General features: G+C 56.1%; 18 protein-coding genes and 1 tRNA gene. 13 read left to right on the top strand and 6 right to left on the bottom strand.

Annotated elements, in window-relative coordinates; all coding sequences use genetic code 11:
• The first annotated feature begins 51 nt into the window (after positions 1–51).
• The 7 genes from mltG to A7P96_RS06730 all read left to right on the top strand — a co-directional run bounded on the left by mltG (position 52) and on the right by A7P96_RS06730 (position 8612).
• Positions 52–1047: an endolytic transglycosylase MltG gene (gene mltG / locus A7P96_RS06760; protein WP_067525769.1), complete on the top strand. Its 996-nt coding sequence runs from the start codon at positions 52–54 to the stop codon at positions 1045–1047.
• A 1-nt stretch (position 1048) separates the two neighbouring features.
• Positions 1049–1645: an inner membrane-spanning protein YciB gene (locus tag A7P96_RS06755; protein ID WP_067525767.1), complete on the top strand. Its 597-nt coding sequence runs from the start codon at positions 1049–1051 to the stop codon at positions 1643–1645.
• A 102-nt stretch (positions 1646–1747) separates the two neighbouring features.
• On the top strand, positions 1748–2308 hold the full coding sequence (locus A7P96_RS06750; protein ID WP_156496301.1) for a hypothetical protein: 561 nt from the start codon (positions 1748–1750) through the stop codon (positions 2306–2308).
• 121 nt (positions 2309–2429) lie between these two features.
• Positions 2430–3047 carry a dTMP kinase gene (gene tmk, locus A7P96_RS06745; RefSeq protein ID WP_067525763.1) on the top strand — a complete coding sequence of 206 codons (618 nt, stop codon included), beginning with the start codon at positions 2430–2432 and terminating at the stop codon, positions 3045–3047.
• Between the two features lie 109 nt (positions 3048–3156).
• Positions 3157–5139, top strand: a complete 1983-nt coding sequence (tkt, locus tag A7P96_RS06740) for a transketolase (RefSeq protein WP_067525761.1) — start codon at positions 3157–3159, stop codon at positions 5137–5139.
• 412 nt (positions 5140–5551) lie between these two features.
• The gene (locus A7P96_RS06735) at positions 5552–7579 is read left to right on the top strand and encodes an OPT family oligopeptide transporter (protein ID WP_067525759.1); all 2028 of its coding nucleotides are present in this window, start codon (positions 5552–5554) and stop codon (positions 7577–7579) included.
• A gap of 415 nt (positions 7580–7994) precedes the next feature.
• Positions 7995–8612, top strand: a complete 618-nt coding sequence (locus A7P96_RS06730) for a DUF4189 domain-containing protein (protein WP_067525758.1) — start codon at positions 7995–7997, stop codon at positions 8610–8612.
• Positions 8613–8670: 58 nt separating this feature from the next.
• Here A7P96_RS06730 and A7P96_RS06725 read toward each other — a convergent pair whose 3' ends face one another.
• On the bottom strand, positions 8671–10074 hold the full coding sequence (locus A7P96_RS06725; RefSeq protein WP_067525756.1) for a chloride channel protein: 1404 nt from the start codon (positions 10072–10074) through the stop codon (positions 8671–8673).
• A 284-nt stretch (positions 10075–10358) separates the two neighbouring features.
• Here A7P96_RS06725 and A7P96_RS06720 point away from each other — a divergent pair.
• Positions 10359–10452 (top strand) — tRNA-Ser (locus A7P96_RS06720).
• A 296-nt stretch (positions 10453–10748) separates the two neighbouring features.
• On the opposite strand, the gene A7P96_RS06715 is transcribed toward A7P96_RS06720, so the two are convergent.
• The 5 genes from A7P96_RS06715 to A7P96_RS06700 form a co-directional block, all read right to left on the bottom strand.
• Entirely contained in the window at positions 10749–12398 is a 1650-nt protein-coding gene (locus tag A7P96_RS06715; RefSeq protein WP_067525754.1) for an electron transfer flavoprotein-ubiquinone oxidoreductase, read from the bottom strand.
• A gap of 234 nt (positions 12399–12632) precedes the next feature.
• A complete protein-coding gene (locus A7P96_RS10340; protein WP_035580098.1) occupies positions 12633–12743 on the bottom strand; it encodes a methionine/alanine import family NSS transporter small subunit in 111 nt (36 codons plus the stop codon).
• Positions 12740–14272: a sodium-dependent transporter gene (locus A7P96_RS06710; RefSeq protein ID WP_067525752.1), complete on the bottom strand. Its 1533-nt coding sequence runs from the start codon at positions 14270–14272 to the stop codon at positions 12740–12742. The genes A7P96_RS10340 and A7P96_RS06710 overlap by 4 nt, the downstream gene beginning before the upstream one ends.
• Before the next feature lie 304 nt (positions 14273–14576).
• A complete protein-coding gene (locus tag A7P96_RS06705; protein ID WP_067525750.1) occupies positions 14577–15458 on the bottom strand; it encodes a DMT family transporter in 882 nt (293 codons plus the stop codon).
• Between the two features lie 80 nt (positions 15459–15538).
• On the bottom strand, positions 15539–16513 hold the full coding sequence (locus A7P96_RS06700; RefSeq protein ID WP_067525748.1) for a KpsF/GutQ family sugar-phosphate isomerase: 975 nt from the start codon (positions 16511–16513) through the stop codon (positions 15539–15541).
• Between the two features lie 82 nt (positions 16514–16595).
• Between A7P96_RS06700 and tal the strand changes: the two genes are divergently transcribed.
• From tal to A7P96_RS06680, 5 genes are all read left to right on the top strand, one after another.
• Complete coding sequence (gene tal, locus A7P96_RS06695; RefSeq protein ID WP_067525746.1) at positions 16596–17621, top strand: transaldolase; 1026 nt, start codon at positions 16596–16598, stop codon at positions 17619–17621.
• Between the two features lie 108 nt (positions 17622–17729).
• A complete protein-coding gene (locus A7P96_RS06690; protein WP_067525744.1) occupies positions 17730–18185 on the top strand; it encodes a GNAT family N-acetyltransferase in 456 nt (151 codons plus the stop codon).
• 30 nt (positions 18186–18215) lie between these two features.
• Entirely contained in the window at positions 18216–18353 is a 138-nt protein-coding gene (locus tag A7P96_RS10790; RefSeq protein WP_156496300.1) for a hypothetical protein, read from the top strand.
• Positions 18354–18367: 14 nt separating this feature from the next.
• The gene (locus tag A7P96_RS06685; protein WP_067525742.1) at positions 18368–19096 is read left to right on the top strand and encodes a YebC/PmpR family DNA-binding transcriptional regulator; all 729 of its coding nucleotides are present in this window, start codon (positions 18368–18370) and stop codon (positions 19094–19096) included.
• Between the two features lie 120 nt (positions 19097–19216).
• Entirely contained in the window at positions 19217–21079 is a 1863-nt protein-coding gene (locus A7P96_RS06680; RefSeq protein ID WP_067525740.1) for a hypothetical protein, read from the top strand.
• The last annotated feature ends 49 nt before the right edge of the window (positions 21080–21128 follow it).

The raw sequence follows: 21128 nt of genomic DNA, 5'->3' as shown, positions 1-21128 counted from the left end.
CGCCCCGCCCTGGGCTATACTGCCGCCCTTTAATCGGCCACACCGAAACCCATGCTGAAAAAAATCCTCTATTCCCTGCTTGTCCTCATCCTGCTGGCTGCCACCCTATTTGCCGGCCTCCTCTTCGCCCCCAAAGACACCCATAGCCAACGTCTGCGCGTGGAGCGCGGCAACGGCATCGGCAGCGTGAGCCGCACCCTCGCTGCCAACGACGCCATCTACAGCCGCTGGGTGTTCGTGGCTGCCGCCTACCTTACCGGCACCCATAAACAGTTCCTGCCCGGCAACTACCGCCTCCAGCCCCGCGCCTCCTCCTGGCAAATCCTGCGCCACCTCAAAAACGGCCGCCCCGACACCATCACTGTACGCATCATCGAAGGTATGCGTTTTGCCCAAATGCGCCGTCTCATCAACCAAACCGCCGACATCCGCCACGACACCGCCGGCTGGAGCGACCGCCAACTCCTCGCCGCCATCGCCTCCGATGCCGACATCCAGCATCCCGAAGGCCGCTTCTTCCCCGACAGCTACGAAATCGACTACGACAGCAGCGATTTGCAAATCTACCGCCTCGCCTACCGCCGCATGCAAGGCCAGCTGCAATCCGCCTGGAACGACCGTGCCGGCAATTTGCCGTATAAAAACCCCTACGAGCTGCTTACCATGGCCAGCATCATCGAAAAAGAAACCGCCCACGAAGAAGACCGCGCCAACGTGGCCGCCGTATTCGTCAACCGCCTCAACCAAGGCATGCGCCTGCAAACCGACCCCACCGTGATTTATGGTATGGGCAGCGCCTATAACGGCCGCATCCGCCGCGCCGACCTCCAGCGCGACACCCCCTACAACACCTACACCCGCGACGGCCTGCCCCCCACCCCCATCGCCCTGCCCGGCGAAGCCGCCCTCCAAGCCGCCGCCCACCCCAGCGGCGCCGACTACCTCTATTTCGTCTCCCGCATGGATAACACCGGTAAAAGCGAATTCAGCCGCACATTAGACGAACACAACGCCAACGTCCGCCGCTATATTTTGAAAAGACCGTAACATGACCGCCCTGCTCGACCTCCTCCCCCTCATCGCCTTTTTCATCGCATCCAAGAAATTCGGCCTCTTGGCCGGCGCTGCCGCCGTATTGGCCGCCACCCTGATTGTGTACGGCATCCACCTTGTGCGGCAAAAATGGCGGCTCACCAAACAGCAATGGGTGGTACTCGTGCTCACCATCCTCTTCTGCGGCGCCACCATCCTCCTGCGCGACGACCTCTACCTGCGCTGGAAAACCCCCATCATCAACCTCAGCTTCGCCCTCGCCCTGGCCGTGAGCGCCCTCATCGGCAAACCCCTGATGCAGCCCGTGGCCAAAGACGTATTCCGCTTCAGCCCGCAAGGCTGGCAGCGCCTCACCTACGCCTGGGCCGCCTTCTTCCTCCTGCTCGCCGCCCTGCACTACTGGTTCGGCCTCTACCACTACGACGCCTCCGAGCAGGCCAAAAACCTGTTTATCCACTTCAAAAGCTACGGCCAGCTCATCCTGATGGGCATCTTCCTCGCCGCCCAAGCCTTCGTATTGCGCAAACACCTGAAAACCGAAGCCCAAGCCCCCGCCGAAAGCGAGCCTCCCGAGCAGCCAAGCAAACCCTAAAACCAAAAGGCTGCCTGAAACCCCGCATATTTTTCAGGTAGCCTCTATCCAGCCAAAGGCTGCCTGAAAAGCCAAGACACCTTATCCGCCATTGGAAAACTCATGCCCCAATCCCTTCTCCGAAAAGTTGATACGCTGATTTTCCCTAGTATGGATAAAATCGGCTTATACACTTACAGCATCTTCCTGTTTGGCTTACTGTTTTTCGTTACCCCTGTTGCTCTAAAAGAAAAACTGACCACACCCCAATATTCAACCCTGCAAGGCGATATGGTTTTAAAATCCAGCTATAACGGCATCAGGGGCTCTGGCCATACATTACTCATCTACAACAATAAAAATGAACTGCTTGCCCAAGCCAGCTGTTTGGGCATCAAAGAGCAGCTATGCGGCAGATCACAAGTCAGCCAACTACATAACTCTTCTATAAACTTCGTCAGCTACTTGGAAAATAAAAACGGTATTCCCGGCAGAACCTACGGCAATATCAGCGAAATCACCGATAGCCAAGGGCATACCGTTCTCAAAAACAGTACACAAAACATCCAGAGCTCGTTTCGCGGTACACGCAACAGTTACTACTATCTAAAAACCAGCGTGCTTGTTATGTTTATCCTACTGTCTGTGTTTATCTTGAAAATTTTAAGTAAACTAAGCCCGTAAAATTTAAACCACAGACCAATACTTAAACAAAAAGGCTACCTGAAAAATCATCCGCATACTTTCAGGTAGCCTCCTCCCAGCAACAGGCCACCTAAAAGCAAAGCTTCAACGGAGTTAAACAATGACCGCCCATTTCATCACCCTTGACGGCATCGATGGCGCCGGCAAAACCACCCAGCTGGCCGTAATCCGCGAATGGTTTGCCGCACAAGGGCGCCCCGTCTTGTTCACCCGCGAGCCCGGCGGCACACCCTTGGGCGAAGCCTTGCGCCGCCTGCTGCTCAGCCCGCAAACCCAGGCCTGCCTGCGTGCCGAAACCCTGCTCATGTTTGCCGCCCGCGCCCAGCATATCGAAAGTGTTATCCTGCCCGCTCTGGAGCGCGGCGTCTCCGTGGTGTCCGACCGCTTCACCGATGCCACCTTCGCCTACCAAGGCGGCGGCCGCGGCCTGCCAGAAGCCGATATTGCCCAGCTCGAACAATGGGTGCAGGGCAGCCTGCGCCCCAGCCTCACCATCCTGCTCGACGTGCCGTTGGAAATTTCCTTGGCACGCATCGAACGCAGCCGCCACAAAGACCGCTTCGAGCAGGAAAAATCCGATTTCTTCACCCGTGTGCGACAAAGCTACCTAGAGCGCGCCGCCGCCGCACCCGAGCGCTATGCGGTTATCAACAGCAACTGCAGCAAAGCCGTGGTGCGCCGCGATATTGAGGCCGCACTGGAAAAGCTGTTCGCCTGATGTTTTGAACGCACTGCGTAAAAGTGCGATAATTTGCGCCGTTTTCGCTTGCCGGGTAATTTTCAGGTAGCCTCATTACTCTATCTAAACCAATCATTTAGGAAACACTATGCCCTCCCAACTTGCCAACGCCATCCGCTTCCTCTCCGCCGATGCCATCCAGAAAGCCAACTCCGGCCACCCCGGCGCGCCTATGGGCATGGCGGAAATGGCGGAAGTCTTGTGGACAAAATTCCTGCACCACAACCCTGCCAACCCCAAATTCTACAACCGCGACCGCTTCATCCTCTCCAACGGCCACGCGTCCATGCTGTTGTACAGCCTGCTGCACCTGACCGGCTACAACCTGAGCATCGAAGACCTGAAAAACTTCCGCCAACTGCACAGCAAAACCCCAGGCCACCCCGAATACGGCTACACCGACGGCGTGGAAACCACGACCGGCCCGTTGGGACAAGGCATTGCCAACGCAGTGGGCATGGCATTGGCGGAAAAAATCCTTGCCGCCGAGTTCAATAAAGACGGTTTGAACATCGTCGATCACTACACCTACGTCTTCATGGGCGACGGCTGCCTGATGGAAGGCGTATCGCACGAAGCCTGTTCGCTCGCCGGCACCCTGGGCTTGGGCAAACTGATTGTTTTATATGATGACAACAATATTTCCATCGACGGCAAAGTGGATGGCTGGTTTACCGAAAACATCCCGCAACGCTTTGAAAGCTACGGCTGGCACGTCGTTCCCAACGTAAACGGCCACGACACCGCCGCCATTCAAGCCGCCATCGAAGCCGCCCGCGCCGAAACCGGCAAACCGTCCCTCATCTGCTGCAAAACCTTAATCGGCAAAGGCAGCGCCAACAAAGAGGGCAGCCACAAAACCCACGGCGCACCTTTGGGCGCAGACGAAATCGAAGCCACGCGCAAACATCTGGGCTGGGCTTACCCCGCATTTGAAATCCCGCAAGAAATTTACGACGCATGGAACGCGAAAGAACAAGGCGCGAAATTGGAAGCGGAATGGAACGGGCTGTTCGCACAATACCAAGCCAAATATCCTGCCGAAGCCGCAGAATTCGTGCGCCGCATGGAACACAGGCTACCTGAAAACTTCGATGCCTATATTCAGACGGCCTTGCAAGAAGTGTGCGCCAAAGCCGAAACCATCGCCACCCGCAAAGCCAGCCAAAACAGCATCGAAATCCTCGCCAAAAAGTTGCCCGAGCTGGTGGGCGGTTCTGCCGACCTGACCCCGTCCAACCTGACCGACTGGCCGGGCAGCGTTTCCGTTACCCGCGAAAAAGGCGGCAACTACATCCACTACGGCGTGCGCGAGTTCGGCATGGGTGCCATCATGAACGGCCTTGCCCTGCACGGCGGCGTGAAACCCTTCGGCGCGACTTTCCTGATGTTCAGCGAATACGAACGCAACGCCCTGCGCATGGCGGCGCTGATGAAAATCAACCCCGTGTTCGTGTTCACCCACGATTCCATCGGCCTCGGCGAAGACGGCCCGACCCACCAACCCATTGAGCAAACCGCCACCCTGCGCCTGATTCCGAATATGGACGTATGGCGCCCGTGCGATACCGCCGAATCGCTGGTGGCATGGGCGGAAGCGGCAAAAGCCGAAGACCACCCGTCCTGCCTGATTTTCAGCCGTCAAAACCTGAATTTCCAAGCGCGCAACGAGCAACAACTGAACGACATCAAACGCGGCGGCTACGTCATCAGCGAAGCCCAAGGCAACGCTCAAGCCGTCATCATTGCCACCGGTTCCGAAGTCGGGCTGGCTTTGGAAGCGCAAAAAGCACTCGCCGCGCAAAACATCGCCGTGCGTGTCGTGTCCATGCCGTCCACCAACGTGTTCGACCGCCAAGATGCCGCCTATCAAGCCGCCGTCCTGCCCAAAGGCCTGCCGCGCATCGCCGTAGAAGCCGGACACGCCGACGGCTGGTACAAATACGTCGGCCTGAACGGCGCAGTCGTCGGCATCAACCGCTTCGGCGAATCCGCCCCTGCCGACGTACTGTTTAAAGAATTCGGCTTTACCGTGGAAAATGTTGTCAATGCCGTGAAATCGGTGCTGTAAACGCCCGCTATTAATCAGGCTACCTGAAATTTTCAGGTAGCCTTTCTCTCTCTTGTCCGCATATAACCCTATCAAACAATTAGCCGGCATCTGCTGCTCTTTCTGCTCAAAATATCTCTTCTACTTTCCCCGTCTCTACCATATATCCTCATATCCATATGTAAGTTTACGTTAAATATAAATTAACACACAACAAGCATTTCCTGATTAATGATTTTTCATACTATGATATTATTTTGTTATATAGAATTAATTCAATATATTATCAAAATATTTCAAATAATCATGCATAATTTCTTTTCTGTTATTTTTTAGTAAATTGTAAATAATTATTTACATTTGCTAATTTCCTATTGACATAATCGGAATATCGAAAAAAAATGCAACCTCATTCCAACCGAAGGTAAAGATTATGTCTCTCTCAACTCACGACCCTTATGCCAACTACAGGGAGCTTACCCTGCGCGGCATGATATTGGGTGCATTGATCACTGTTGTGTTCACCGCTTCCAATATTTATTTGGGGCTGAAAGTTGGTCTCACTTTCGCCTCTTCTATTCCAGCTGCTGTGATTTCTATGGCAATTTTGAAGTTCGCCAAAGGCAGTAATATCCTTGAAAACAACATGGTGCAAACCCAGGCTTCTGCCGCGGGTACGCTCTCTTCCGTGATCTTCATCCTGCCCGGCCTCTTGATGAGCGGCTATTGGACAGGTTTCCCGTTTTGGCAAACCACTCTGCTGTGTATGGCCGGCGGTATTTTGGGGGTGATTTTCACCATCCCGCTGCGCTATGCCATGGTGGTGAAAAGCGATTTGCCCTATCCCGAAGGCGTGGCTGCGGCTGAGATTTTGAAAGTCGGCAGCGGCGACGGCGTGGTGGGCGAAGAAAATGCCGACACCGCGCAAAAGGCTGACAGTGGTATCGGCGAAATCGTTACCGGCGGCGTGATTTCCGGTATTTTCAGTTTCGCCAGCAACGGCCTGCGCGTAGTGGCCGACAGCGCCAGCCTGTGGTTCAAAGCCGGCGCATCTATTTTCCAAATCCCGATGGGCTTCTCCTTGGCGCTGCTCGGCGCAGGCTATTTGGTCGGCCTGGCCAGCGGTATTGCCATGCTGGTGGGCATTGCGATTGCCTGGGGCATCGCCATCCCCTATTTCTCTGCTACCAATCCGCAGCCAGCCGATATGGAAATGGTCGCTTTCGCCATGCAGCTGTGGAAAGAAAAAGTGCGCTTTATCGGCGCGGGCACCATCGGTATTGCTGCTATCTGGACACTGATTACCCTGCTCAAACCCACCCTCGAAGGCATGAAAATGTCGTTCCGTGCCATCAGAGGCGGCGAGGGCGCTGCACTGGAACGCGTTGAGCAAGACTTGTCGCCCAAAGCCATGATTGCCTACGCACTGGGTATGATGCTGCTATTGGGCTTTTCCTTCTACCACTTCGTGGCTGATGCCAACCTGCCCACAGGCACGGCTTGGCTGCTGGTAGTGGTCTGCACCCTGCTGGCCTTCGTTATCGGTTTCCTGGTGGCAGCCGCCTGCGGCTATATGGCCGGCTTGGTAGGCTCTTCTTCCAGCCCGATTTCTGGCATCGGCATCATCTCCGTGGTGGCCATTTCACTGGTGTTGCTGGGTGTCGGTAGTGCCAACAACCTGTTTGCCGATGAAGGCTCGCGCAACTTCCTAGTGGCGCTCACCCTATTCTGCGGCTCCGCCGTAGTGGCCGTGGCCTCCATCTCCAACGATAACCTACAAGACCTGAAAACCGGCTACCTGATTAAAGCCACCCCGTGGCGGCAGGAAGTGGCGCTGATTATCGGCTGTGTGGTGGGTGCATTTGTGGTATCTTCTGTGCTTGAGCTGCTTCACGCTGCCTACGGTTTCACCGGCGCCATGCCGCGCCCGGATATGGATCCGAGCCAAGCTCTGGCTGCCCCGCAGGCCACGCTGATGACCACCATCGCCAAAGCCATCTTCTCGCACTCGCTGCAATGGAACTACATCCTCACCGGTATCGGTATTGGTGTGGTACTCATCATCATCAACGAAATATTCAAACGCAGCGGCTCCAAACTGATGCTGCCCACCTTGGCCGTGGGCATGGGCATCTACCTGCCGCCGGCTATCAATATGCCGATTGCCATCGGTGCCATCATGGCTGCCTTCCTGAAACGCCATATTGGCAAAGATGAGGCCAAACAGAAAGATGCCGAACGCGTAGGCACCCTGTTTGCCGCCGGCCTGATTGTGGGCGAGAGCTTGATCGGCGTGATTATGGCTCTGATTATTGCCCTGTCTGTTACCAGCGGCGGCTCAGACTCCCCACTGGCGCTGAACCTCGAAAACTGGGACACCACAGGCGAATTCCTCGGCTTGGCCTTCTTCATTGGCGGTATGCTTATTTTCATCCGCCGCATTTTGAAAGCCAGCAAATAAGCCATAACAAAACAGCTAGAAAAGCAGCCGCCCGACACATTCAATCGGGCGGCTTTTTTTGCCGCAGCATTTTTCAGGTAGCCTCTTCCAACACAAACAAAGGCTACCTGAAAAACATATCTTCCCATTTTCAGGTAGCCCTTTGCCAACTAAAGGCAATAGCCAACACACAGAAAAATCGATACATGTGCAGGGTGGGCTTTAGCCCACCCTGCAGAAAATGGCAGCCCGCAGATCGGGCATTGGTACCCGACACTTTACAGATACAAACACATAATCCGGCATCAATGCCCGACATGCCTCACTTTTCAGGTAGCCTTCAAGCAGCGGGATAGATGTTTACAATATCTTGTTTTTTGTTACAATCAGATCATCGGCAATACCCTTATTCCCCTTTCCAAACAGGAGCGGCAAGATGAAGCAAACCATGATGAACACGGCAGCGGGCGCGTTGGCGGCACTGCTATTGGGCAGCGCGGGCTTGGCTTGGGCGGATGGTTTCGACCCGTGGCTGGCAGACGGGCTGAACAAGCAAATCCAGCAGAACCGCGAAGCACAACAACAGCCAACCTACTCCGGCCCCACCGCCGCTGAAATACGCGCCTGGGAGCAGCGCGAGGCGGAGGTGCAAGCACGTATCGCCCGTTTCCGCGCCACGCCGTATTGGATGGCTTTGGCTTGGGACTTTAACAACAGAGGGGTAAGCTGGCCGGGCGGATACCTTTCTGAAGAAAGAGCAGTTGAAGAAGCACAGAAGCAATGCGTTTCTTCTAATTGCCAAGTGTTTGCCACCTTCAGCAATACTTGCGCAGTACTGGTGAAAGCCACGGATAATCCTCGTTCAATCAACGATCTATTCCTTGCCATCAACGACAATGATGTAGTAGCGGCCGAACAGGCCATGAACGCATGTCAGGCGGTACATGGTGTGAGAAACGACCGATGCTTTTATACCGGCACCCGAACAAGCAAAGGAGCGAATGGTACAGCCTTCTGCGTAGGCTACGACTACGGTATTTACAATCAGCGCTAAAACCTGCCGTTTGAGGCTGAAAGGCTACCTGAAAAGTATTTTCAGGTAGCCTTTTCCATTACTTTGTCGCTCCTTCCGCCAACCGCGCTTCCTCTTCCCGCTGCAATTCCTCGCGCACGCGCTGGCGGAAACGTCCTGCCGCAAAATGGTAGAACGGCTGCGGGCAAAACTGGCGGGCAATCACCGAAGCCGCAATCGACGACACCAACATCCAAAACAGCAGCGACTGGCTGCCCGTCATTTCCATCACCACCACGCTGGCCGTAAGCGGCGCTTGCGTGGCCGCTGCTAAAAACGCAGCCATGCACAGCAAGGCCAAAATCGCCGCCGGTGCTTCCGCGCCGGCAACTTGGGCAATGTGCACGCCCAAGAGCGCACCGATGGCCAACGAAGGCGTGAAAATCCCGCCCGGAATGCCCGCCCAATAGGAAAGCACCGTGGCTGCCCACTTCGCTCCGGCCAGGCCGTAGGCCAAATCCGTCTGCCCGTGCAGCGCGGCTGCCGCCACATCATAGCCCGTGCCGTAGGTTTTCCCGTTAAACAGTACGCCCAAGGCGGCCAGCATCAAGCCGAACACGCCCGCCAGCCAAATCGGGTGCCGGCGCATCCAGTTGCGCCATTTCGACAGCGCCAGCCAAGTTGCACCCTTGCTTAAAAAACGCGCAAACAGCCCGCCTGCCACGCCGCACACCGCAGCACAAAGCAAGGCCCAGCGCAACATATGCTCCGCCGTTTGCCCGGCGTTAAAGCCTTGAAAATAGGTGCTGTTACCCTCAATCGCCACCAAAAAAAAGCCCGAAGCCAGCACGCCGATAAAAATCTGCCGCTCCCAATGCAGCGACACCGAACGCCCCAGCTCTTCAATCGCAAAAATCACCCCGGCCAGCGGCGCATTGAATGCCGCCGCCAAACCGCCAGCCGCGCCTGCCGCCAGCAATTCCTTGTCCTGCAAGCGTTTGAATGCCAAATTGTAGCGTTTGCACCAAGAGCCCCATGCCAGCATTACCGCCGCCCCCACCTGCACCGAAGGCCCCTCGCGCCCAATGGAAGCCCCGACCAACATGCCCAAAAACGTAAGCGGGATTTTCAAAGCCGTGCGCCCCAAAGCCACCAAGCGGTTGCTTCCTTTCACTTTCGGCATCGAAAGCGTGGCCAACACCTGCGGAATCCCGCTGCCCGCCGTATAAGGCGCATAACGGCGCGTGAACCACACAATCAGCATCATCGCTGCCGGCAACACTGCAAACGCTGCCATCGGATACTGCTGAGACCATTTGGCGTTCAGATGCAGCGCATAATCCGCCAATTTGGCAAACCCTAGCGACACCAGCGACACCAAGGCTGCCCCCATCAACAGCAAAATCACCGCCGCCGTTTTGCGCGACAGGCGCTGCGTTTGTTTGATTTTGTGCGACAGCGCCCTGCCAATACCGCTGCTCAGCTTAAAACCCAATCGTTTCATATTGATTTATCCGTTGCGGCTGAAAAATTTGCTTGTCGGCACAAGCCATTCCCAAACGCAGTAGTACGTTAAATGAACAAAACATTTCTTTGCACATTATAGCAAACAGCGATGAAGCGGTAAGCCGTTGGTACATTTATGCTGCTTATCCGTTGCAAACTGCCTGCTATTCTGTCAGCTAAAAATCTTTACACTTCAAGTCTATCAAACCCAAGCACCCGCCCTGGGCACAAAATATCTTGCCTTTTAGGTACGCTTCCTATATTATCCGCCGTTCCGAACACGGAGTAGTGGCTGAGAGGCTGAAGGCACACCCCTGCTAAGGGTGCATATGGGCTAAAACCTGTATCGAGGGTTCGAATCCCTCCTACTCCGCCAGTATTAAAACTCCCCAACCGGCAAGGTTGGGGAGTTTGCTTTTACCTGTTTGGAGTGTGAAGTTTCAGGTAGCCTGTTTGTTCAACCTAATTGGGTTTTGAAACCTATTGAACAGAACGTCGAACACTTAGTGGGCATGGTGCCGATATCAGCGAATAGCTATCTACTCTGTGTATAAGGAATATCGGCATAGTTCTGCCGAGCGGCGCCATAAAGGCTACTTGAAAATCAAATCGCCCAATCCGCTGCTTCCTGCCAAACTCATCAAAAAAAGGCTACTTGAAACCTACCGGCCGCTACATCTCGCCGTAATTCGGTCCTCCGCCGCCTTCAGGGCAACTCCAGGTGATGTTGGCGGCGGGGTCTTTGATATCGCAAGTTTTGCAGTGGATACAGTCGGCAGCATGGATTTGCAGGCGCGGTTTACCGTTTTCCTGCACAATTTCATACACGCCGGCGGGGCAGTAGCGCGTTTCGGTGGCAGCGAAGCGGCGGTAACCCACCTCGATAGCAGTCTGTTCGCTAGCGAGCTTCAGGTGCGGCGGCTGGTTTTCTTCGTGATGGGTGTTGGCCAGATACACGCTGCTGGCGCGGTCGAACGACACTTGGCCGTCCGGTTTGGGATATTCAATGGGGCGGCACACGGCAGCCGGCTTCAGGCTGGCACGATCGCTGCCGTGATGGCCGATGGTCCACGGAGCGCGGCCGCGAAACAGATACACATCCAGCGCATTGAGCCCCATGGCCGGCCAGAAGCCCCATTTAAAGGCGGGGCGGATATTACGGGCGCGGTAGAGCTCGTCGTGCAGCCAGGATTGGCGGAAGGCTTCAGCATAGGCCGCAGCTTCGGCGCCCTCTTCCGCCGCATTGTTTTGCAGCACGCCAAACACAGCTTCGGCGGCCAGCATGGCCGATTTCATAGCGGTATGCGCGCCCTTGATGCTGGGCACATTGAGGAAACCCGCCGCATCGCCCACCAGCACGCCGCCGGGGAAAGTGAGTTTGGGCAGGCTCTGCAAACCGCCCTCGGTGAGCGCGCGCGCGCCATAGGCAATGCGCCTCCCGCCTTCAAACACGGGGCGGATAGCGGGATGGGTTTTAAACCGTTGAAACTCTTCAAACGGCGAGAGGTAGGGGTTTTGATAGTCCAGCCCCACCACGAAGCCGACGGCCACTTTGTTATCGGCCAAGTGGTAGAGGAAGGAGCCGCCATAGGTGCGGGCATCCAGCGGCCAGCCCACGGTGTGCACCACGTTGCCGGGCTGCGACTGTTCAGGCCGCACTTCCCAAATCTCCTTCACACCCAGGCCGTAGGTTTGCGGCTGGCTGTGGCGGTCTAATTGGAACTTGGCAATCAGCTGTTCGGACAACGAACCGCGGCAGCCCTCGGCAAACACCGTCTGCCGCCCCCACAGCTCCATGCCGGGCTGGTAGGCATCGGTGGGCTGGCCGTCTTTGCCAATGCCCATATCGCCAGTGGCAATGCCTTTTACGCTGCCGTCTTCCCGATACAGCACTTCGGCGGCGGCAAAGCCGGGGTAAATCTCCACACCCAAACCTTCAGCCTGCTCCGCCAACCAGCGGCACAACACGCCCAAGCTGATGATGTAGTTGCCCTGATTGTGGAAACTGGGCGGCAGGGGCAGCGGCAGCGCGGATTGGCGCGTGAGGAAAAGCAGCCGCTCGCCTTTTACCGGCTGCTTGAGCGGCGCACCGCGCTCGCGCCAATCGGGCAGCAACTCGTTCAGCACCTTGGGGGTGAACACCGCGCCAGACAAAATATGCGCGCCCACTTCTGAGCCTTTTTCCACCACGCACACGCTGATGTCGCTGCCTGCCTCGGCCGAGAGCTGCTTGAGCCGTATCGCCGCCGACAGCCCGGCCACGCCCGCGCCCACGATCACCACGTCATACTGCATACTCTCGCGCGTTATTTGTTCTGTCATATCTGCCAAATTTTCCTGATTGCGGGCCGTTTTTGCCCGTTTCCATACTAAAAACCGAAAGCTGGATTTTACCACTTCGGTGCTGTTCCTGCCCTGCTTGTCAGGCTACCTGAAAGATTTCAGGTAGCCTTGATGCAGATTGGCCGAACTTAATGTCTACTTGCAGTGAGGCTACCTGAAAACTAAAAAAGGCTACCTGAAACTTTCAGGTAGCCTTTGTTCACAATCGGCTGCTTACTCCTGCCCGCTGCCGTGGTCTTCCGGCAGCCGCATGATCGACACAATCAATCCGCCCCAGATCACCACCAGCGCCACCACCATCATCACAATCGCAATCGTGCTCATTGTTCGTCTCCTTCGGTTTCAACAGGGGTTTCTTGCAGTTTGTCTTCGTGTTTCCACGGCAGGAGGGAAAGTAGGAAGGCAAACACCACCACCCCGATAGCCGTGCCCCAGCCGTAGATGTTCACAAACCAAGCCGGGTAGCCTCCATAGCCTTCGGTGAGCAGCGAGCGTGTGTCGGTGAAGAACATGGTGCCCAACACCAGGGGCGTTACCGCGCCCACAAACAGCAGCCAGATTTTGCCCACTTTCAGCGAAGAAGTTTTGTTGATGTGGCGGGAGAGCACGCCCAGATGGCGGCTCAGCACCACGCACAACACATACAGGAAGCCGGCGGCCACGATACCGTAGGTGTTCACAAATTTATCCAACACATCCAACACCGGCAGGCCGGTAGTGGTGCCGAACAGTAGCACGGAAGCCGTCATCATCGGCACGCCCACCACCAAGGTGGCAGCCACGCGGCCGGTTTTCAGTTTGTCCTGCACCGCTGCAATCACCACTTCCAGCACGGAAATCAGCGAAGTGAGCCCGGCAAACACCAGCGAGCCGAAAAACAGCAGGCCGATCAGCGCGCCAGCCGGCGCCTGGTTGATGATGGTGGGAAACGCGATAAAGGCCAAGCCGATGCCGCCGGCGGCCACATCGCCCACCTGCTGCCCGTTGGCCGTGGCAATAAAGCCCAGCGCGGCAAACACGCCGATACCGGCCAGCAATTCGAAGCTGCTGTTAGCAAACGCCACCACCATGCCCGTGCCGGTTAAGTCCGAATCACGCTTCATGTAGGAAGAATAAGTAATCATGATACCGAAGCACACCGAGAGCGAGAAGAAAATCTGCCCATAGGCCGCCACCCACACTTCCGAGCTGGCCAGCTTGCTCCAATCCGGGGTAAACAACACGTCCAAACCCTTGGCCGCACCCGGCAAAAACAGCGCAATCCCCACCAAGAGCACAAACATTACCACCAACAGCGGCATAAAGAAAGTGGACGCGCGCGCCACGCCTTTTTGCACGCCGAAGGCCAAAATCAGCAGAGTAGCCAGCCACACCAGCACCAGCGGCACGGTTACCTGCGCCACAAACTGCATCTGCGCCGACACATCCGAAGCCATCTGCAAATAGTCTTTGAAGAAGAAATCGGCAGGATTCGCACCCCAGGCCGCATTGAGCGAATAATAGGTGTAGCTGGCCGCCCAGCCCAAAATCACCGCGTAGTAAAGCCCGATGAGCACGTTCACCAACACATTCCACCAGCCGATGGTTTCAAACCGGCGGTCGAGGCGGCGGAAAGCCAAAGGCGGCGAGCCGCGGTAGCGGTGGCCCACCGCATAATCGAGAAACAAAAGCGGGATGCCCGCCGTGAGCAGCGCCACCAAATACGGCAGGATAAACGCCCCACCGCCGTTTTTATACGCTACATAGGGAAAGCGCCAGATATTGCCCAAACCCACCGCCGAGCCGATGGCGGCAAACATAAACGCCCGACGGCTGGAGAAGGTTTCGCGCTTGGGATTTTGCGGATTAGACACGTTCGAATACCTCTTAAAATGTGAATGGCGGCCATTTGCCAAAGCTCAGCGGCCGCCGCAACTTACATCAACAACGATTTTGCAAACAATCGTAAAGAATCGCCCCCGGTCGGTCAAGCACCGCATCACCAAATATCGGCAATTTTATTTATTCAAACCAAAATTTAGAGCAATAAAACACCACACATACGCTATAAAACAAGGCTACCTGAAAACCAAATGCCACGCATCGGCAGGAATATGGCTTTAATTGGCCAAGCGGGTTTACTTCGCAGAAACGCGCCGCGCTCGTTTTCAGGTAGCCTCAAGCCGTGTTTTTCTTCAGAGAACCCAAATAAATCGCCGCCAAAGTCAGTGCCGCACCGATCCACTGCCAGCCGTTAATCGGCTTATCCAGCAGAAAATAATCAATCAGCAGCGCCGCCACCGGCTCGGAAAGCAACAGCAGCCCGGTGAGCGAGAGCGACAGCAGCGGAATCGCATAAGCAATCAAGCCCCAGGCAAAGCATTGCATCACCACGCCATACACCAGCACCAGCCCCACATCGCGCCAGCTGGCCGGATACAGCGCCCCGCTGTCGAGCAATAGCGCCGGCACCACCAATGCCAACGCCCCGCCCGCGCTGAGCACCATCATCATCGGAAACAGCGCCACCCGCTCTGCCTCATGCGTTTTGCGCACAAACACCATCGACAGCGCCAGCATCGCCCCCGAAGCCGTACCGCTCACAAACCCCCACACTGCCCGGCCGTTGTGCCCGAACTCCGGGCTGCCGATAAGCGCCACCCCGGCCACCGCCAACAGCAGGCTCGCCAGCTGCAACCTGCCCAAGCGTTCGCCGTAAAAAATCACGCCGATGGCCGATAAAAAGAAAATCTGCAAGCTGTTGAGCAGCGTAGAAATGCCCGGCCCCACCGCATGGATGCTCTCGTGCCACAACGCCAAATCGATAGCCAGAAACACCCCCGCCAACGCAGCAAAACGCAACGCCAGGCGGCTCTGCGGCAGCTTCTGCCCGAAATGGCGCATCAGCAGCCAAAACACCACTGCCGCCACCGCCAGCCGCCAAAACGCCACCGCATACGAGCCTACCTGCACAAATTTCACAATCAGGCTACCCAGCCCAAACACCACGCAGCCCAACACCAACAGCGGCGCTGCATAAGAAATAGTTTGTTGTTTCATCTAATTTTTCCAAAGATAAAGGCTACCTGAAAACTTAGCTTCGGTTTTCAGGTAGCCTTTATGGCAACCACCCGGCGCGCCTACACAATCCGCGCTTTGAGCAAATCGTGCATATTCAGCGCGCCCAACAGCCTGCCCGCCTCATCGCACACCGGCAAGCCGTTCACGCGGTTTTGCTGCATGGTTTTCAGCGCCTCGGTAGCCAGGCGGTTTGGCGTGATGGTTTTCGGATGCGCCCCCATCACGGCTTGGGCAGTGAGGCCGGAGAGGTCGCGCTGCTGCTGGAACAGTCGGCGCAAATCGCCGTCGGTAAAAATGCCTTTCAGGTAGCCTGCCTCGTCGGCCACGGCCACCATGCCCAAGCCTTTTTCGCTCATGCACACAATCAGGTCGGCAAAAGGCGTATCCAGGCGCACCACGGGCAATTCATCGCCTGAGTGCATCACGTCGGCCACTTGCAGCAGCAGGCGTTTGCCCAGGCTGCCGGCAGGGTGGCTGAGGGCGAAATCGTCAGGCGTAAAGGCACGGGCACGCAACAGCGCCACGGCCAGAGCGTCGCCCAAAGCCAATGCAGCGGTGCTGCTGCTGGTGGGCGCGAGGCCGAGCGGGCAGGCTTCCTGCGGCACGGCCACGGTGAGGTGGATGTCGGCATGGCGCGCCAGCGTGGATTCGGGGCGGCCGGTCATACCGATCAGCGTGATGTTTTTACGCTTGAGCGCGGGCAGGATCACGGCGATTTCGTCGCTCTCGCCGGAGTTGGAAATGGCCAGCACCACGTCGCCATCCACAATCATGCCCAAATCACCGTGCGCGGCTTCGGCCGGATGCACGAAAAAGGCGGGCGTGCCGGTAGAGGCCAGTGTGGCGGCGATTTTGCGCCCGATATGTCCGCTCTTGCCGATGCCGCTCACCACCACGCGGCCTTCGCAGGCCAGCACGGCTTCACAGGCGCGGAAAAAACTGCCTTCCAACGAGTCGGACAGGGCGCGCAGCGCATCGGCTTCTATCGCCAGCACTTCGCGGGCGTGGGCGAGATATTGTTGTTCACTCATCATTCTTCTTTCTTCATTCCGGCTTGCGGCGGCCGCCGGAATCAGGTAATTTCCAAAATTTACACATTCAGCAGAGGCTCAAAATATGGCTATTTTGCAGGAAGTCAAACAGCTCGGCCAGCAAATTTGGCTCGACAACCTTTCCCGTTCGCTCGTGCGCTCCGGCACGTTGGCTAAGTTGCAGCAAAGCGGCGTAAGCGGGGTTACCTCCAATCCGGCCATCTTCCGCCAAGCGCTGGCCGGCGACGCATTATACACAGCCGAAATCGCCCAATTAAAGCAGCAGCCGCTTTCTGCCAAAGCGCGCTATGAAACCCTGGCTGTGGCCGACGTGCAGGCCGCCTGTGATGTGTTTGCTGCGCAGTTTGCTGCAGAAGGCAACAGCGGGCTGGTGAGCATCGAATGCGACCCCGCACTCTCGCACGACACCGAAGGCACTATTGCCGAAGCGCGCCGCCTGTGGAATTTGATCGGCCGCCCCAATGCCATGATTAAAATCCCCGCCACCGATGCCGGCCTCGCCGCCCTGCCCGCCTTGTTGGCCGACGGCATCAACATCAACCTCACCCTGCTGTTCTCCCGTGCCCAAACCATACGCGCCTACCAAGCCTATCAGCAAGGATTGGCGCAACGCACAGGTCAGGCTACGCCGCAGCTGGTGGCCAGCTTTTTCATCTCCCGCATCGACACCGCGCTCGACCCCCAACTACCGCCGCACCTGCAAGGCAAAACCGCTCTGTCCCTGGCGCAGGCCGCCTATCAAGATTGGCAGCAATTCTTCGGCCAGCCAAGCAACACCGTGCCCACCGCCCGCCTGCTCTGGGCCAGCACCGGCGTGAAAAACCCCATCTACCCCGACACCCTGTATGTGGACAACCTGATCGCCCCACACACCGTCAACACCCTGCCCGATGCCGTGCTGCACGCCTTTACCGACCATGACCGCGCTGCCGATGCCCTCTCCCTCCCTGCCATGCCTGCACAGCCGATTCTGGACGAAATCGCCGCCCTCGGCATTGACCTCGAAGCCTTGGCCGCCAAGCTCCAGCAAGACGGCCTAGCCCAGTTTGAGCAGGCCTTTTCCCAAATGCTTGACCCGCTGGCCGATTAGGCTAAAGGCTACCTGAAACCGCTATGCCATTTTTCAGGTAGCCTCCTACCTCTGTATAGGCGTATATTCACACACGAGATTTCCTTTAACTGTAACTAGGAGCAAAACATGAGTATCGTCATCCGTAAAGCCGTAGAAAGCGATGCCCCGCAGCTGTGGGAGCTGATGAAAGGCTTGGCCGTATTCGAAAAATATATCAACGACTTCGCTATTACCCCGGAAGTGGTGGTGAACAGCGGCTTCCGCAAAAATCCGCCCGATTTCTACAGCTTTGTGGCCACCGACGACGACAAGCTGGTCGGCATGATTGTGTACTACTTCCTACCCTACACCCTGCATAACCGCCCTGCTGTATATATCAAAGAGCTGTATGTAGACGAAGCCTATCGCGGGCAGAACACCGGTGAAAAATTGATGCTCGTGCTAAAAGAGGAAGCCCAAAAGCACAACTGCGTGCAAATCAAATGGACGGTTGCCCCGTGGAACAAAGGCGGCCAGCGCTTCTATGCCCGCCTTGGCGCCAAGCAAGATAACGAATGGCTCAATTATGTGTGGAGCCTGTGATACCGCTTCCATCATACAAAACCGGTCTATATGGCCGGTTTGGTTTTTCAGGTAGCCTCCATTCCCAACAAAAGCTACCTGAAAACCATCCGCCCCTCCTCCCGCGCCCCGCTGTTCAACACGCTACCTGAAAATGCTAAAATCACGCTTTGTCATCCCACCAGATAAACAAGGAAAGCAATATGGCCGGCCATAGCAAATGGGCGAATATCCAACACAAAAAAGCCCGCGTTGATGCCCAACGCGGCAAAATCTTCACCAAACTGATCAAAGAAATCACCGTAGCCGCCCGCCTCGGCGGCGGCGATCCCGCCTCCAACCCCCGCCTGCGCCTGGCCATGGACAAAGCCTGGGACGCCAACATGCCCAAAGACAACGTCCAACGCGCCATCGACAAAGGCACCGGCAACCTCGAAGGCGTGGAATACACCGAACTGCGCTACGAAGGCTACGGCATCGGCGGCGCCGCCCTGATGGTGGACTGCCTCACCGACAACAAAACCCGCACCGTGGCCGACGTGCGCCACGCCTTCAGCAAACACGGCGGCAACCTCGGCACCGACGGCTGCGTAGCCTTCAACTTCAAACACCAAGGCTACCTCCTGTTCGGCCCCGACACCGAAGAAGACGCCCTGATGGAAGCCGCCCTCGAAGCTGGCGCCGAAGACGTTGTTGCACACGACGACGGCTCATTTGAAGTCATCACCGCCCCCAACGACTGGGCCGGCATCAAAGCCGCGCTCGAAACCGCCGGCTTCAAAGCCGAAGACGGCGACGTCACCATGCGCGCCCAAAACGAAACCGTGCTCACCGGCGAAGATGCCGCCAAAATGCAGCGCCTGATCGACGCCCTGGAAACACTGGACGACGTACAAGACGTGTACACCTCCGCCGTGCTGGAGCTCGAGTAAATAGGCAAAGGCTACCTGAAAGCTGGCAATCATTGCTTTCAGGTAGCCTTTAAAACAACTAGGCCTACCCTACTCTATCGTGCAGAAATCCACATAACCGACTATTTGGAAAATTTTGCCATGGTCCAAGAACGTTATCAGGATTTGGCCGGCAACCTGCTTTTGCAAATCCGCAATCTGGTAAACGGAAACCAGGCAACCGCCGAAGACGTTTTACCGCAAAATCATAGCGACACGGATTTTATTATCCATGCCCTGGCCGATTGGCGGTTTTATGCCGATTCAGACGACCAAAAATCAGTGGGTAATGCTGCAGCAGAAATACATTTTGGTTCGGATACCGCTGCCTTCGAAGCCCACACCACACAGCTGGCGCACGAAGTGGCAAACAACCGCGATTTGCGTGCTGGCTTTACCAACAAATTGCGCAAAGCAAACGGGCAGGGTCTGGCTTGGACAGACAACAAACACTCTTTTCACCGTTTTCCAAGCTATTCCGTGCGAGAATACTGCACCACCTGCCGCGGCAGCGGCAAAGTACGCTGCAAATCGTGCAGCGGCAGAGGCCATAACAGCTGTTCTTCGTGCGGAGGGTCGGGTCGACGCAGCGAACAGGTACCGGAATATGACTACAAAGGCAATTATCGCGGCAACAAAACAGTGTACAAAAGCTGCTATGGCTGCCACGGCAGCGGGCATACCACCTGCAGCACCTGCTCGGGCCGTGGCAAGGTGCGTTGCCGCGAATGCAACGGACACGGTTTTTTCACCCGCATTCGCCACACTTATGCTGAAGCAGCCGCCAAACTGACGCTCAAATTTGAAAATGCAGACTCCATTCCTGCCTATAATGTGTTGTCTGACCTTTTGAACCACTCCACCGCCAAATTCCTGACCGCCAAAATCCCCTTTGAAACCATATCTGCTCTAGAAACAGGTGCCAATACCTTTCAGGTAGCCTATCGCGGTGAAAGCCCTGCTATCTGTTTGGATTTCTCCCTACACCAGCGGCAATACGCCTGCTATGCCTTTTCCAACCCGCCCTATCCCTACTTACGGCCGCATATTTTTGATGATTTATTCGCAGACGAGCTGGCATACTTAAACCAAAAAATCCCTACAAAAGGCCTTTTGAATAAAAGACGCGCCATTTCGTTTTTCAACCGCTATGCCGGGCAGCCTGTGCTGGACGAAGCCATGCGCCGCATTGCTGCCCATCGTACCGACACCGTACAAAACACCGGACGTATAGTACAGGAAGCCTGCCAATTCTTTATCAGCCGCGAAATGTCGGATGCACTGGCTGTCGCGCTCAACCGCATTATGGACAAAGTCTCGCCCGCTTATTCGGCAGGTGTTTGGCTGCTCTTTGGGGTACCCTTCCTGACACTGCAAACACTGTCCATGATTGCTTATATGCAAGATAACATGGCTCAGCACCCAATAGGCACAATAATTTTCAGTGCGTTGAACGTTGCCATATATACTGCCATTGCAGGCATACTGATTAGCCTACCCAGCAGGTTGGCAGTGTGGTGGCAGCGGCGCAAAGTTCCCGCCGCCTACCATCAGCAGATACGCAATCGCAAAGCCTTCTGGCTGATGTCCCGTTGGGCAGGTGGCCTGTGGCTGGCAGCCTGCGCCTACGGCTGGGCCGCATCGGCAGACTATGTGCCGAAAATCAACATCTCTTTTGGCAGCGCGGTAGAACAGATATGCCAAAGCGAAACCGCACAAACGTATGTTCCCTTCTGTCGACAGCCCGTACCGACCGAGGTAGATACCGCCTTATCGGAAGCCGAACAGGCACGGCAAATCCAGCAGTTCCTTGCCACACATGGTTATGCAATAAAGGCAGACAGCAAATTTGGTAGAAGAAGCCGCCACGCAGCGCAGCAATATCTGAAAGAATTAGGCATCAATATTGATGAGAATGCACCTGTAGCTGAATATTATCGAGCGGTATTCCCTGAGAAACAGTAACCTTTCCTGAAAACACGTTTCTGTTAACAACTCGATTTACCAAGCTAAT

Source organism: Eikenella sp. NML03-A-027, assembly GCF_001648395.1.
Taxonomy (GTDB): domain Bacteria; phylum Pseudomonadota; class Gammaproteobacteria; order Burkholderiales; family Neisseriaceae; genus Eikenella; species Eikenella exigua.
This window is presented reverse-complemented; position numbering and strand designations above follow the sequence as displayed.

What these genes read in the sequence shown, in the direction of transcription:
- mltG (WP_067525769.1), top strand. Translation starts at nt 52, where the DNA reads ATGCTGAAAAAAATCCTCTATTCCCTGCTTGTCCTCATCCTGCTGGCT.
- A7P96_RS06755 (WP_067525767.1), top strand. Translation starts at nt 1,049, where the DNA reads ATGACCGCCCTGCTCGACCTCCTCCCCCTCATCGCCTTTTTCATCGCA.
- A7P96_RS06750 (WP_156496301.1), top strand. Translation starts at nt 1,748, where the DNA reads ATGCCCCAATCCCTTCTCCGAAAAGTTGATACGCTGATTTTCCCTAGT.
- tmk (WP_067525763.1), top strand. Translation starts at nt 2,430, where the DNA reads ATGACCGCCCATTTCATCACCCTTGACGGCATCGATGGCGCCGGCAAA.
- tkt (WP_067525761.1), top strand. Translation starts at nt 3,157, where the DNA reads ATGCCCTCCCAACTTGCCAACGCCATCCGCTTCCTCTCCGCCGATGCC.
- A7P96_RS06735 (WP_067525759.1), top strand. Translation starts at nt 5,552, where the DNA reads ATGTCTCTCTCAACTCACGACCCTTATGCCAACTACAGGGAGCTTACC.
- A7P96_RS06730 (WP_067525758.1), top strand. Translation starts at nt 7,995, where the DNA reads ATGAAGCAAACCATGATGAACACGGCAGCGGGCGCGTTGGCGGCACTG.
- A7P96_RS06725 (WP_067525756.1), bottom strand. Translation starts at nt 10,074, where the DNA reads ATGAAACGATTGGGTTTTAAGCTGAGCAGCGGTATTGGCAGGGCGCTG.
- A7P96_RS06715 (WP_067525754.1), bottom strand. Translation starts at nt 12,398, where the DNA reads ATGACAGAACAAATAACGCGCGAGAGTATGCAGTATGACGTGGTGATC.
- A7P96_RS10340 (WP_035580098.1), bottom strand. Translation starts at nt 12,743, where the DNA reads ATGAGCACGATTGCGATTGTGATGATGGTGGTGGCGCTGGTGGTGATC.
- A7P96_RS06705 (WP_067525750.1), bottom strand. Translation starts at nt 15,458, where the DNA reads ATGAAACAACAAACTATTTCTTATGCAGCGCCGCTGTTGGTGTTGGGC.
- A7P96_RS06700 (WP_067525748.1), bottom strand. Translation starts at nt 16,513, where the DNA reads ATGATGAGTGAACAACAATATCTCGCCCACGCCCGCGAAGTGCTGGCG.
- tal (WP_067525746.1), top strand. Translation starts at nt 16,596, where the DNA reads ATGGCTATTTTGCAGGAAGTCAAACAGCTCGGCCAGCAAATTTGGCTC.
- A7P96_RS06690 (WP_067525744.1), top strand. Translation starts at nt 17,730, where the DNA reads ATGAGTATCGTCATCCGTAAAGCCGTAGAAAGCGATGCCCCGCAGCTG.
- A7P96_RS10790 (WP_156496300.1), top strand. Translation starts at nt 18,216, where the DNA reads ATGGCCGGTTTGGTTTTTCAGGTAGCCTCCATTCCCAACAAAAGCTAC.
- A7P96_RS06685 (WP_067525742.1), top strand. Translation starts at nt 18,368, where the DNA reads ATGGCCGGCCATAGCAAATGGGCGAATATCCAACACAAAAAAGCCCGC.
- A7P96_RS06680 (WP_067525740.1), top strand. Translation starts at nt 19,217, where the DNA reads ATGGTCCAAGAACGTTATCAGGATTTGGCCGGCAACCTGCTTTTGCAA.